Annotated in this window: 12 protein-coding genes; 3 read left to right on the top strand and 9 right to left on the bottom strand. The window is 54.1% G+C overall.

Annotated features, from left to right (window positions below; translation table 11 throughout):
- The first annotated feature begins 15 nt into the window (after window positions 1-15).
- Window positions 16-1,308 (top strand): salicylate synthase, encoded by a 1,293-nt coding sequence (locus ACX9GU_RS09635; protein WP_473195148.1) that lies wholly within the window; start codon window positions 16-18, stop codon window positions 1,306-1,308.
- Between the two features lie 407 nt (window positions 1,309-1,715).
- Here the strand turns inward: ACX9GU_RS09635 and ACX9GU_RS09630 are convergent, their stop codons facing one another.
- Window positions 1,716-2,348 (bottom strand): TetR/AcrR family transcriptional regulator, encoded by a 633-nt coding sequence (locus tag ACX9GU_RS09630; RefSeq protein WP_473194592.1) that lies wholly within the window; start codon window positions 2,346-2,348, stop codon window positions 1,716-1,718.
- Between the two features lie 259 nt (window positions 2,349-2,607).
- Here ACX9GU_RS09630 and ACX9GU_RS09625 point away from each other — a divergent pair, with 259 nt between their 5' ends.
- Window positions 2,608-3,777 carry a p-hydroxyphenylacetate 3-hydroxylase oxygenase component gene (locus tag ACX9GU_RS09625; RefSeq protein ID WP_473194591.1) on the top strand — a complete coding sequence of 390 codons (1,170 nt, stop codon included), beginning with the start codon at window positions 2,608-2,610 and terminating at the stop codon, window positions 3,775-3,777.
- A gap of 20 nt (window positions 3,778-3,797) precedes the next feature.
- Entirely contained in the window at window positions 3,798-4,742 is a 945-nt protein-coding gene (locus ACX9GU_RS09620; protein ID WP_473194590.1) for a p-hydroxyphenylacetate 3-hydroxylase reductase component, read from the top strand.
- A 72-nt stretch (window positions 4,743-4,814) separates the two neighbouring features.
- Here ACX9GU_RS09620 and ACX9GU_RS09615 read toward each other — a convergent pair whose 3' ends face one another.
- From ACX9GU_RS09615 to livM, 8 genes are all read right to left on the bottom strand, one after another.
- Complete coding sequence (locus ACX9GU_RS09615; protein WP_473194589.1) at window positions 4,815-6,017, bottom strand: Bcr/CflA family multidrug efflux MFS transporter; 1,203 nt, start codon at window positions 6,015-6,017, stop codon at window positions 4,815-4,817.
- 259 nt (window positions 6,018-6,276) lie between these two features.
- Window positions 6,277-7,137, bottom strand: a complete 861-nt coding sequence (locus ACX9GU_RS09610; protein WP_473194588.1) for an aldo/keto reductase family oxidoreductase — start codon at window positions 7,135-7,137, stop codon at window positions 6,277-6,279.
- A 143-nt stretch (window positions 7,138-7,280) separates the two neighbouring features.
- Entirely contained in the window at window positions 7,281-7,583 is a 303-nt protein-coding gene (locus ACX9GU_RS09605) for a helix-turn-helix domain-containing protein (RefSeq protein ID WP_473194587.1), read from the bottom strand.
- Window positions 7,584-7,587: 4 nt separating this feature from the next.
- Window positions 7,588-7,941 (bottom strand): type II toxin-antitoxin system RelE/ParE family toxin, encoded by a 354-nt coding sequence (locus ACX9GU_RS09600; RefSeq protein WP_218519157.1) that lies wholly within the window; start codon window positions 7,939-7,941, stop codon window positions 7,588-7,590.
- Window positions 7,942-8,187: 246 nt separating this feature from the next.
- The gene (locus ACX9GU_RS09595; RefSeq protein WP_473194586.1) at window positions 8,188-9,375 is read right to left on the bottom strand and encodes a sugar transporter; all 1,188 of its coding nucleotides are present in this window, start codon (window positions 9,373-9,375) and stop codon (window positions 8,188-8,190) included.
- 172 nt (window positions 9,376-9,547) lie between these two features.
- Window positions 9,548-10,264 carry an ABC transporter ATP-binding protein gene (locus ACX9GU_RS09590; protein WP_024485156.1) on the bottom strand — a complete coding sequence of 239 codons (717 nt, stop codon included), beginning with the start codon at window positions 10,262-10,264 and terminating at the stop codon, window positions 9,548-9,550.
- Window positions 10,261-11,136 carry an ABC transporter ATP-binding protein gene (locus tag ACX9GU_RS09585; protein WP_024485157.1) on the bottom strand — a complete coding sequence of 292 codons (876 nt, stop codon included), beginning with the start codon at window positions 11,134-11,136 and terminating at the stop codon, window positions 10,261-10,263. The genes ACX9GU_RS09590 and ACX9GU_RS09585 overlap by 4 nt, the downstream gene beginning before the upstream one ends.
- On the bottom strand, window positions 11,133-12,419 hold the full coding sequence (gene livM, locus ACX9GU_RS09580; protein ID WP_473194585.1) for a high-affinity branched-chain amino acid ABC transporter permease LivM: 1,287 nt from the start codon (window positions 12,417-12,419) through the stop codon (window positions 11,133-11,135). The genes ACX9GU_RS09585 and livM overlap by 4 nt, the downstream gene beginning before the upstream one ends.
- Window positions 12,420-12,421 lie beyond the last annotated feature (2 nt).

Below are 12,421 nucleotides of genomic sequence, written 5' to 3'. Positions count from 1 at the left end.
GCAACGCCGTTAGACGTGGTTTATCACCTGCTGGAAAGCGAGGAGAAGTGCTACATCGCTTACGAACGTGACGGAGAATGGGATATAGGTATCGACAGCCAGGCGCAAATTACGCTCTACGCCAATCGCGCTGAACTTAGCCTGGCGGGCCTCGCGAAGCAATGCTGGCAAAGCGGCAACTGGCAGGAGGATCTTCAGCAGGCCTTGAATGCTCTACCTTTCAACAGCTGGCAAGCGTATGGGATGAGTCAATTTGAGTTAGCTCATTTAATCCATGGCGTTTCGCCAGCCAACCTGCCTGACAATGTCCCGCTGCTAACGCTTTTCATTCCGCGTTATCAGGTCCAACTTAGCGCTGGTCGCGCCAAACTGATTACCCATTCCGATAGTGATTTACAACATCTGGCAACACGTGTACAGCATGCCGATCGCACAGCGATTGTTCCCGCCAGTGAGACCACATGGCTAGCATCGGTCGCGAAGTTGGTTCGCGAGCAGGATGCCCACGGCTATTGCCAGCGCGTCGCTAAAGCGGTAACGGAAATCCAGCGCGGTCAGTATCAAAAAGTCATTCTGTCACGCCGGATCACACTGGCTGAGCCAGTCGATCTGTTGGCCAGCTACCATCTTGGTCGTCGCCACAACACACCCGCCCGTTCATTTGCCGTTAAATTAAACGGTAACGAATTGGTTGGGTTTAGCCCTGAGACGATAGTTGAAGTCTCAGAGACAGGAGCGGTAAGTACTCAACCGTTAGCGGGGACACGTGCGTTAACTCACGATGAAGCGGAAAATAAGCGTTTACGCAAGGTACTCACTAATGACACGAAAGAGATTGCCGAGCACGCAGTATCGGTAAAACTGGCGATGGAAGAACTGGCCACCTTATGTGTTAACGGCTCGACACACGTCAGCGATTTCATGAGTGTCTCATTACGCGGCAGCGTGCAACATTTGGCATCCCGGGTAAAAGGACAATTAGCTCCTGATTTCAACGCCTGGCACGCCTTTGGCGCACTGTTCCCGGCGGTAACCGCTTCAGGTATTCCGAAACACCCCGCGATCGAGGCAATAAAACGCTTGGAACCTCACCCACGCGGTCCCTATAGCGGCAGTGTTTTCATGTTCAATAGCCAAGGTGAACAGGATGCCGCGCTGGTTTTGCGATCGCTATATAAACTGGAAAGTGGGTATGCACTGCAAGCTGGGGCTGGGATCATAAACCAATCACTGCCTGAGCGAGAACTCGAGGAGACCATTGAGAAACTTCAGTCTGTGAGTCGTTTTATAATCAAAGCAACAAGGTAAATCATAAATAAAGGGCTTCTTTTACCTGGACCATCGCCCGGTGGATGCAAAACACGGCATCATCTGGTTAAGACTGTAAAAACTCACCACATAAAACCGGGTTCTAGTCGGCCCGGCCTGTTAATACCTTTATTCTGTCTATGCAATTCGAGCTTATTCCCAGTCACACCCATCACCCAGTCGTATTTATTGATCGAGATAAAAAACCTGTCACTGCATTCAGGTAAAACTGAGATAATTATAGCCTGCTTCAATAACGGTTAACTCTCCTGCACTAAAACTCTGCCGCTTTAGCTCACCTCGCTCATACCAACAGCAATACACCCATCCCTTATCAGAAGTGGTTCCACTGACGACCATAATTTCAGGCCGTTTGCGTAGGCGTACAAGCATTCCTGGCATAAACATTAAATGCCTCCGGGTGAGAGCGTGCTATCAATCTGCTCCGTCTTTAATACACTCATCATGATAAATTCGTTTGCCTGCTTGAGGACAGAAAAGTCAGGCTTGACCTTGCCATAAACACGCATTCCTTCAAGCATCATAAAGAGGCTTTCAGCCATAATCTCTGCCTTGACATCCAGCCTGAATACGCCTTGCTGTTGGCCCTGCTTGATGATGAACAACAGGTTTTTTTTAATTCCGCTGAACATATAGCTGACTTTTTCGTAGATATCCTTGTCGCCTGGGAGCAACTCACTTGCAGTTGCAATGGTGAAGCACCCTCGTATGCCATCTGCGTCGGTAGAAAGTAAAGCACAGTAATCCAGCGTTTCTCTCAGGGCGTTTTCAGGATCCTGCTCACCTGCGCGCTTTTCCATTCTCCGCAAACCATCATCCATATACTGCGTTAGCGCAGCCAGAAAAATGGACCTTTTATCCGGATATAGCTTGTAGATGCTCGCGCTGGCTAAACCCGATACCTGCATTAAATCAGCCATTGATGTAGCGTGAAAACCTTTCATCCAAAACACGCTAAGCGCAGCATCAAGAAAATCCTGCGGGTGAAACTCTCGAGGTCTACCAAGATTTTTTTTCATGTTGCCTGCTATTTTTTGCACTTAACGCTATTAGTCCTGCACTGATTGTAGATTGACCATTCTATAAGTCAATAAATACATCAGCCGACGGCAGCTGACTAACCGAGGACCTCACACCCAGACCCTCAGAACCCGCCTCCAGATCACACCCTCAACATTTAACATGAAAAGTACAATTTTTTACCTGAATGTTACATTCCATTAAAATACCCATCCCCCATACTCATGCCACGCCCACCCCTACCGAGGGAAACAACTGATGAAAACTAGCAACCCGATGCTGGAAAAATTACTGCCCATTCTGCCACTTATCGCTGCCAATGCCGCACAGGCGGAAAGCGAACGAAAAGTACCGGATGAGAATATCCGTTTGTTAAAAAGCATAGGTATGCACCGGGTATTCCAACCGAAAAAATTCGGTGGCCTGGAAATCTCCCTGCCAGAATTCACCGACTGTGTCGCCGCGCTGGCCGGAGCCTGTGGCGGAACGGCCTGGGCTTTCAGCCTGCTATGCACCCACAGCCATCAGATAGCGATGTTCTCCCCCAAACTGCAACAAGAGTTCTGGGGAGATAATCCAGATGCCACCGCCAGCAGCAGTATTGCCCCGTTTGGGCGTATTGAGGAAGCCGAAGGCGGTGTTTATCTGAGCGGTGAAATGGGCTGGAGCAGCGGTTGTGACCACGCCGAATGGGCGATTGTCGGCTTTCGCCGCAAAAACGCCGAAGGTGAGTTGCTTTACAGCTTTGGCGTGATCCCACGCAGCGATTACGAAATTCGTGATGACTGGTTTGCGGTTGGCATGCGCGGCAGCGGTTCCAAAACGCTGGTCATTAAAAATGCCTTCGTGCCGAACCACCGCATTGAAGCCGCTCAGGATATGATGCACGGGCGCTCTGCGGGTTTCGGCCTCTACCCGGACAGTAATATTTTCTACTCGCCCTATCGCCCCTATTTCGCCTGCGGTTTTGCCGCCATCAGCCTTGGCGTTGCGGAGCGTATGCTGGTCGCCTTTAAAGAAAAAACCCAAAACCGCGTGCGAGCCTATACCGGAGCCAGCGTGGGAACGGCCACCCCGGCGCTGATGCGTCTGGCTGAGTCCACCCATCAGGTTGCTGCCGCCCGCGCCTTTTTGGAAAAAACCTGGCAAGAACATGCCGAACACGGCCGTAAGCACCAATATCCTTCTCACCAGACATTGACGTTCTGGCGTACCAACCAGGCCTACGCGGTCAAAATGTGTATCGAATCGGTTGATCGCTTGTTCAGCGCCGCAGGGGCAACCAGTTGGATGGAAAGCAATGAGATCCAACGCCTGTTCCGCGACTCACACATGACCGGGGCACATGCCTATACCGATTACGATGTCTGCGCACAGATATTAGGCCGCGAGTTGATGGGATTAGAACCCGATCCGACGATGGTGTAACGAGCAGGAGTTCCTATTTAATGACACATCACACAGAACCAGCCTTGGATCCCCGCGCATTTCGCCGTGCGCTGGGTAATTTCGCCACCGGCGTGACGGTGGTGACAGCAGCAACCGCAGATGGCACCCGCGTGGGAGTCACGGCCAATAGCTTTAACTCGGTATCACTGGATCCGCCGTTGGTATTATGGAGCATTGATAAACGCTCCGGCAGCTATGCGATCTTTGAACAAGCCAGCCACTTCGCCATTAATGTGCTGGCCGCCGATCAGATGGATATTTCCAATCGTTTCGCCCGCCCCAGCGAGGATAAATTTGCCGGGATTGAGGTGGAGGTCGGCGCGGGTGACGTGCCTTTGCTTACCGACTGTGCCGCACGCTTTCAGTGCGAGAAATATCAGCAGGTTGACGGCGGTGACCATTGGATCCTGATTGGCAAAGTGGTCGCGTTTGACGATCTGGGCCGCGCACCGCTGGTGTATCATCAGGGATCCTATTCCATGGTGCTGCCTTACCCGCAGGTGGCGGAGCGCGCTGCACAGAACGCAGTAGGCAGCGCCAGGCAAGAGCGCCTGAATAACAACGTCTTCTACTTGCTCACCCAGGCGCTGCGCAGCTATCAAAGCAGCTACCAGCCCAAGCAGCTCTCCACCGGGTTGCGGGCCAGCGAGGCCAGAATGCTGCTGGTGTTGGACAGCGACGCCTGCCTTGATAAGGCCTGCCTGCTGACGGAAATGGCGATGCCAACCAGAGAGATCGAAGAAGCACAGGAAGCGTTATACCGTAAAGGCTTGGTATCCAGCACCGAGAATGGCCATCACTTGACCGAGGCAGGCGAACGCCAGGCCAGCGTGCTGCGAGATATTGCCGCCAAACAGCAAGAGCAGGTCCTGTCCGCCTTCACGGCAGACGAAGTGGGCATTTTGAAGAAGCTGTTGCGCGGTATTATTGCCAATAGCCAGTGACTTAAATCGGTCAACCTCATGCGCATTGTCGGCAACGGCAATGCGCATGAAAACCTCACCACCGCATCCTACCTATTCATGCAGCCGTGAACCTATTCGCGCCACAGACACCCTCTGCCCTACCCAACCTAGCGCCGCGCAGACGGCCATCACCAACGTCATGGCAAACGGCGTGTCATCCTGCAACCAGGAAACGGCCAGGCTTGCCAACGCCCCCATGCCAAACTGCAATGAGATAGCGAGCGCGCTGGCACTCCCAGCCTGTTGGCCACGCTGTTGCAACAATAGCGACAGGCTGTTGGTGCCAATAGCATTCACCAGCGACATAAACAACACCACCAGGATCACCAGGATGGACAGGCTCTGCTGATGGAACACCAGTAGCAACAACCCAAACAACACCTGGGCGCTGCTTTGTATCATCAATAGGCGCGGCAGGCTGTAGACCTTCAGCATCCGCACGTTCAGCAGCAGCACGGCGATCATGCCAATGACGTTGCAACCAAACAGCAGCCCGTAATACTGAGCGGGCACCTGGAAGTAGCTGATGTAGACAAAGGGAGAACCGCTGATAAAGGCAAACATGCCCGCGAAGGAAAACGCCAGGGTAGCAATAATGCCCATTGCTTCTCTGTCACGGACCAACAGGCAATAGTTATGAAACGCTTTCAGGATGCTGCCTGACTGCCCTGGCGGGGTCTTTAACGTCTCCGGCAGTACCCAGAACACCAATAACCCGCTGATACAACCCACCACCGCCAACAACATGAAGATGGCTTGCCAGTCAAAGACCGTCAGCAAAGCACCACCTAACAGCGGGGCCAGCAGCGGTGCAATCATGGTAACCAGCGTCATCAGCGATAACACTCTGGGCAGCTCATCCGAGGCGTAAACATCCCTGGCAATGGCGCGCGCCATCACTACAGCGGCCCCGCTACCAAATGCCTGTAACGCCCGCAGTACCACCAGTTGCTCAACCTGAGTGACCTGCGTACAGAGCACGCTGGCAATCACAAACAGCAACATGCCGCTCAGCAACAGCTTTCGCCTGCCTAGCCGATCGCTAAGTGGCCCGTACAGCAACATGCCGATGCAAAAACCGGCAAAGAATGATCCCAATGTATGCTGCATCTGCCCCTGTGTGGCATGCAGTTGTTGCCCCATCGCGGGTAACGCAGGTAGATACATATCAATCGACAGTGGGCCAAAAGCCACCAGCGATCCCAGTAGCGGGATCAACCATCGTGGCGGCCGGTTAGTAAAGGCAGGTGGCATAGCGGCTCCTTTATCATCAATAACGCCTCAGCGGTTATGGGCGTGAGTCTTGGTGGTTATTCGTTAACATATTAACAATCATCTTATAAAATGGACACATTTAAGACAAAATTTGTCTCTTTCCTGGCAAGAATGGATTTTATTAATACATTAAAGAAAACAGGACTGGCGTTGATACGTAGAGAGTTGGGAATACTAGGAGGATATATTTTTAGCGGGAACCCAGGGCTCCCGCAGAGGTTATAGTTGTCGGGTTGCCTTAGATCGCATTCAACTTCGCAATAGCTTCGCTCGGCAGTTTGAGTTGGGCTGCGGCAAGATTCTCTTTCAGATGTGCCGGGGAAGATGTCCCTGGGATCAGCAGAATGTTGGGTGAACGCTGCAGCAACCAGGCAAGTGCCACTTGCATAGGCGAGGCTCCCACCTGCTGCGCAACTTCTGACAACGTCGTAGACTGCAACGGCGTGAACCCACCCAGCGGGAAGAACGGCACATAGGCAATGCCCTTGCCAGCCAGTTCGTCGATCAGTGCGTCGTCATCCCGATGTACCAGGTTGTAATTATTCTGTACGCAGACAATCTCACAAATCTTCTGCCCTTGCGCAACCTGAGCCGAGGTGACATTGCTCAGCCCGATATGGCGGACCAGCCCCTGCTGTTGTAGCTCGGCTAACACGGAGAATGGCTCTTCAATCGACCCCTCTGCCGGGCCATGTGCATCAAACATGCAGCGCAGATTGACCACATCAAGCACATCCAACCCCAGATTACGCAGGTTGTCATGCACGGCCTGGGTCAGTTCAGCCGGAGAAAAAGCAGGCAACCATGCGCCTTGCCCATCGCGGCGAGCACCGATCTTGGTGACAATGACCAGATCGTCGGCATAAGGATGCAGTGCCTGGCGAATAATTTGATTGGTGTAATGCGGGCCATAAAAATCGCTGGTATCGATATGGTTGACCCCGTTGGCAACCACTTCACGCAGAACCGCGATGGCCGTTTCAGGATCCTTCGGCGGACCGAAAACCCCCGGCCCGGCGAGCTGCATGGCGCCATAGCCGAGCCGCTTGACGGTATGCGTGCCGAGCGCAAAGGTACCTGACAGATGAATGCTGGACATAATCAAACTCCTAATAAGATGGCGCAAAGTTCAGACGCTGCTATTACCGACGATAGGCAAACAATATATACCCGTCGCCTGGCAAGCTACAGCGTTCAAACCGATGCACAACTGATTTTGGGTTGAATCATCGAGCCAGTTGATTAAATAACAAACCCGTAGTGGGAACCATCTGGCAGCTCGATATCCAGACGCAGCTTGCCCCCCGCGGCCTCGATATAGCGTTTGAGCGAGGAGAGCTTCAGATCGCGGCCTGGTTTTTCCATGCCCGCCACGGTGGGTTGTTTGATGCCAAGTGCCTGCGCCATTTCGACCTGGGTTTTCTGCACCCGCTCACGTAGCTCGGCCAGGTGAATATTGAGCAGCGTATCCGCCGCAATGCACTCAGCGCTGGCCACTACCTCGGGTTTTTCTTCCGCCAGGATTTGTTCCAGTGTTCTGCCCATTGGCCTACTCCTTGTTCTCTGCTGTATTCAGAAATTGGGTAAACTCCCGATCGGCAATCGGGATCATCACCTCATAAAAACGCTTCTCATTACCGGCTTTGTTACCAGCACAAAGCAAAATACCGCGACGACGTGGGTCAAAGGCAAAGAATGCCCGTATCGGTATGCCTCGGCTTTGCACACGTAGTTCCTTCATGTTGCTGTAGCGCGATCCCTTTACCGTGTCGGCATAAGGTCTGGGCAACTGAGGACCTTTTTCACGTAGTACAATGAGTGACGCCAGCACAGAAGCTCTGTCAGTATCCTCCAACCGGCTGAACCACTCGTCAAACGTATCCGTTGTTTTAATCTCCCACACATGTGCTCCTTAGCAATATAGGTCAAAAGCTATATAGGTGTAAACCTATAAATTGCATTATGTCGGAGCTTGGGACGAGAGACATTGGCCACAATGATGAAGCTGGGGGCCGATCCCAGCATTTCGATGACGGTGAAACATGAGCGTTGATATTTTGCGTATCTGGTAGCAAAAGATGGGAGCTAAAGAGAAGGTACGTCTTAGATAGCCCTTGATTGCCGGGCCCGGCAATCAAGGGAACGTGGATCAGGCACGATGGTGCTGGAAGCGTTCGCTGCGGTAGAAACTCAAGATACACCAGCCAAGGGCGATCAGGGCCAACGGCGCGCCGACGAAACCAATGTTCGGCATTCCCAGATGCAGGCTGACCTGGTTGCCCAACAACGCCCCGCCGCCGATCCCAAAGTTATACAAACCGGAGAAGATCGCCATTGAGACATCGGTCGCATCCGGTGCCAGACTGAGCACCTTCGCCTGCATGGAAAGGCCAATCGCCATGATGGCCATGCCCCAGACCACACACAGCAACGTCAAGGTCGTTTCATTACCGGAGGCGGGCAACAGCAATAACAGGCTGAGGGCCAGCAGGCCAATTGCCCCCATAAAGAAACCCGACGGGAAACGTTCGCTGTAGCGGCTGAACAGCAGGCTGCCAATAATACCCGCAGCGCCAAACAGCAACAACATTAAGGTGGTGAAGTTGGCAGATAACCCGGCCACGGTCTGGATAAAGGGCTCGATGTAGCTGTAGGCAGTAAAGTGCGCCGTCACCACGATGATGGTCAACATATACAGGCTGACCAGTTCCGGGCGTTTGAACAGCAGGGGAACGCTGGCCAGTGAACCGGAATGCTCGCTTTTCAGCACCGGCAGCAAGCGCCACAGCATCACCAACGCCAGGGTGGCGCACACGGCAATGCCAATAAACGTCATACGCCAACCGAGTAACTGCCCCACCACTCGCCCTAACGGTAAGCCCAACACCATCGCCAGCGCGGTCCCCCCCGCCAGCATACTTAACGCCTGTGCCTTTTTGCCTGCTGGCGCGACACGAATGGCCAATGACGCGGTGATCGACCAGAACACCGAGTGCGCCAGCGCCACACCGGCACGCGAGATCACCAAGATGGTGAAGTTCCAGGCCACCGCGGTGAGCACATGGCTAGCAATAAACAGGATAAATACCCCGATCAGCAGCTTACGCCGTTCAATCTTGCTGGTCAGCAACATACAGACCAGCGACATCGTGGCAACGATCCAGGCATAAATCGTGATGATCAGCCCCACCTGCTCGGTTTGCATCCCAAAGCTTTGGGCAATATCACTCAATAACCCGACTGGGATAAATTCGGTGGTATTAAAGATAAATGCCGAAATGGCCAAGACGACCACGCGCATCCAGGCGGTCGAGCGGGAAGTGCTGATTTCATCCATTGTAGGTGTTCCGGAACAGGGGCTGGCAGTGGTGCCATTTTAACTAACCTGTAACCAGAATGCGACCTAGATCACGTTTTTGTGGCGCTGTTTTTTTCAACAGTAGGAGCGCCATATGTGACGCCCCTAGGATCGAGGATGTTCAATGCGCCCCTCATCGGGGCGGTTACCTTTATGCGCCTCCCAGATAAGCCTTCCTCACCTCCTGATTGCTCAGCAGTTCGGCACCGCTGCCGCTCAGGCGGATTTGCCCATTGACCATGACATAACCCCGATCGGACAGCTTCAGCGCATGGTTGGCGTTTTGCTCCACCAGGAAAATTGTCATGCCGCCGTTGGCCAGTTCGCGCAGAATGCTGAAGATCTGTTTGACGATGATCGGTGCCAGCCCCAGGCTAGGCTCATCCAGCAACAGCAGCTTTGGCCGGCTCATCAGCGCACGGGCTATCGCCAACATTTGCTGCTCACCGCCGGACATGGTCATCGCCCGCTGATTACGCCGCTCTTTCAGGCGCGGAAACAGCTCATACATACGCTGCATATCTTCAGCAGCATAATGGTTGCCGAGGGTGATGGTGCCCATCAGCAGATTTTCCTCTACGCTCATGTCGGGGAAAATCCGCCGCCCTTCTGGGGCCTGCGCGATGCCGCTACTGGCCACAAAATGCGTCGACCGCTGGCTGATATCCGTCCCCTGAAACAGGATCTGCCCACCGCTGATGCGGGGTTGGCCAAAGATTGACATCAGCAAGGTGGATTTCCCCGCCCCGTTGGCCCCGATCAATGCTACGGTTTCCCCTTGCCTGACCTGCAGTGATACCTGTTGCAGCGCCTGGATCGGGCCGTAATGGACATCTACCTCGCGAAATTCCAGCATCACCTCGCTCATCCCGCCAGCTCCTCTTCGTCTGCGCCCAGATAGGCGGCGATCACGCTGTCATTGTGTTGGATCTCCTGCGGCGTCCCCTCGGCGATCACATTGCCGTGATCCAGTACGATCACCCGGTCGGAAATCTCCATCACCATGCCCATATCATGTTCGATCAGCAGCACCGTAATATCATGATGCTGGCGCAAAAAGCGGATGATCCGGCTCAGGGTCGCGGTTTCCACCGGGTTCAACCCGGCGGCGGGCTCATCCAGGCAGATCATTTCCGGGGTAGTACACATCGCGCGGGCGATCTCCAGCCGCCGCTGCTGGCCGTAGGACATCTCCCCCGCCAGCCGGTTGGCACAGTCCACCAACTCGACCACCTCCAGCCAGTAAAATGCGCGGTCCAGTGCTTCATTTTCTGCCCGGCGATAGGCTGGCGTATTGAGCACACCAGCAATCAGGTTGCGGTTACTCAAACGGTGTTGCGCCACCAACAGGTTCTCCACCACCGACATCTCACGGAACAGGCGGATATTCTGGAAGGTGCGGGCCAATCCGGCACGGTTCACCAGATGTGTGCCACCAAACATTTTGTAGTAAAGGCGCGACCCCAGTTGTGCAGGGTTAATCCAATCCCCTGCACGGAATTTCTGCCCGAGGATACGGATCACATCAATGGGCCGTTTGTGGGTATTGAGCAGGATCGCCCCGCCGCTGGCACGGTAAAAACCCGTCAGGCAGTTAAACACCGTGGTTTTCCCCGCGCCGTTCGGGCCGATCAACGCGGTGATCGACCCACGTTCCACTTCCAGGTTCACATCGTTCAGCGCTTTGATGCCGCCGAAGTGCATCATCAAATGTTCAACGCGTAAAATGGCATCGCTCATGGTGCTACCCCCTTGCGTGGCGTAAAGCTGCTACGGCTGATACGCACCAGGCCGCGTGGCCGCCAGATCATCATCAACACCATCAGTACGCCAAACAGCAACACTCGATATTCGGCAAAGCTGCGCAGCAGTTCCGGGGCCACCGTCAGCACAAAGGCAGCCAGCACGACGCCGATAGTCGATCCCATTCCCCCCAGCACCACGATTGCCAAGATCAACGCCGATTCAAAGAAGGTAAAAGACGTTGGATTGACGAACCCTTGATAGGTAGCAAAGAACACCCCGGCGATACCCGCGGTGGAAGCTCCCATCATAAACGCCGAGAGTTTGACCAGCACATGATTAAGCCCGAGCGAACGGCAAGCAATTTCATCCTCCCGTAACGCTTCCCATGCACGCCCTATCGGCATCCTCGTCAACCGATGTTTGACGAACAGCACCAGCAACACCACCAGGCACAGCACCGTGTAGATAAAGATAAACTTCAGGTTGGGGTTATAGGTAATACCAAGAAACTCGTGGATCGGTACTCCCCCTTCCTTGGCTCGGCGGCCAAATTCCAGGCCGAACAGGGTCGGAGCAGGAACCGAAACGCCGTTTGGCCCACCGGTTAACGACACCCAGTTATTCAGCACCAGGCGGATGATCTCACCAAAACCCAGCGTCACAATCGCCAGATAGTCACCGTGCATACGCAGCACCGGGAACCCCAGCAACGCCCCAGCCAGCGCCGCCATCAACGCCCCCAGCGGCAGCATCGCCCAAAAGCCCAGGCCAAGATACTGATAGCCTAGTGCCAGGCCGTAGGCACCAATGGCATAAAACGCCACGTAACCCAGATCGAGCAGCCCGGCCAGCCCCACCACAATGTTCAATCCTAGCCCTAACAACACATAAATCAGGCCGAGGATCGCCACGGTCAGCAGGTATTTGGTCGCCATAAACGGGAACAGCAATGCCAACACCACCAGTAACGGCAGGATCCAACGCAGGCTCGTTCTGGCTCCGACTGGCCGAACATAAACGCCGTCATTGCCCCCTTCAAAACGTGCCGACACCCTGCGCCCCAACGGCGTTTGCAAAAACAGGCTGAGTAACAGCCGCCCCACCATCACTACCGCGATAATCACCACCAGGCGGCGTGGCTCAAAGTTGAAACTGTAGCCGTCCAGCACGATGCCGACGATCGGGCCAAACACAATCAGCGCGATCAGGCCCGCGAGAACGGCATCCAACAGGCTGCGTTTAATACTCAGCCCTTGATGAACTGTGGATTGAGACATAG

This window comes from Serratia sp. K1WW1 (assembly GCF_055790865.1).
The sequence above is the reverse complement of the archived record's forward strand: the minus strand, read 5'-3'. Positions and strand labels throughout refer to the sequence as shown.

Bases quoted from the DNA above. Each gene is read 5' to 3' on its own strand.
- ACX9GU_RS09630 (WP_473194592.1), bottom strand. From the start codon at position 2,348: ATGAAAAAAAATCTTGGTAGACCTCGAGAGTTTCACCCGCAGGATTTT.
- ACX9GU_RS09625 (WP_473194591.1), top strand. From the start codon at position 2,608: ATGAAAACTAGCAACCCGATGCTGGAAAAATTACTGCCCATTCTGCCA.
- ACX9GU_RS09620 (WP_473194590.1), top strand. From the start codon at position 3,798: ATGACACATCACACAGAACCAGCCTTGGATCCCCGCGCATTTCGCCGT.
- ACX9GU_RS09615 (WP_473194589.1), bottom strand. From the start codon at position 6,017: ATGCCACCTGCCTTTACTAACCGGCCGCCACGATGGTTGATCCCGCTA.
- ACX9GU_RS09610 (WP_473194588.1), bottom strand. From the start codon at position 7,137: ATGTCCAGCATTCATCTGTCAGGTACCTTTGCGCTCGGCACGCATACC.
- ACX9GU_RS09605 (WP_473194587.1), bottom strand. From the start codon at position 7,583: ATGGGCAGAACACTGGAACAAATCCTGGCGGAAGAAAAACCCGAGGTA.
- ACX9GU_RS09595 (WP_473194586.1), bottom strand. From the start codon at position 9,375: ATGGATGAAATCAGCACTTCCCGCTCGACCGCCTGGATGCGCGTGGTC.
- ACX9GU_RS09590 (WP_024485156.1), bottom strand. From the start codon at position 10,264: ATGAGCGAGGTGATGCTGGAATTTCGCGAGGTAGATGTCCATTACGGC.
- ACX9GU_RS09585 (WP_024485157.1), bottom strand. From the start codon at position 11,136: ATGAGCGATGCCATTTTACGCGTTGAACATTTGATGATGCACTTCGGC.
- livM (WP_473194585.1), bottom strand. From the start codon at position 12,419: ATGTCTCAATCCACAGTTCATCAAGGGCTGAGTATTAAACGCAGCCTG.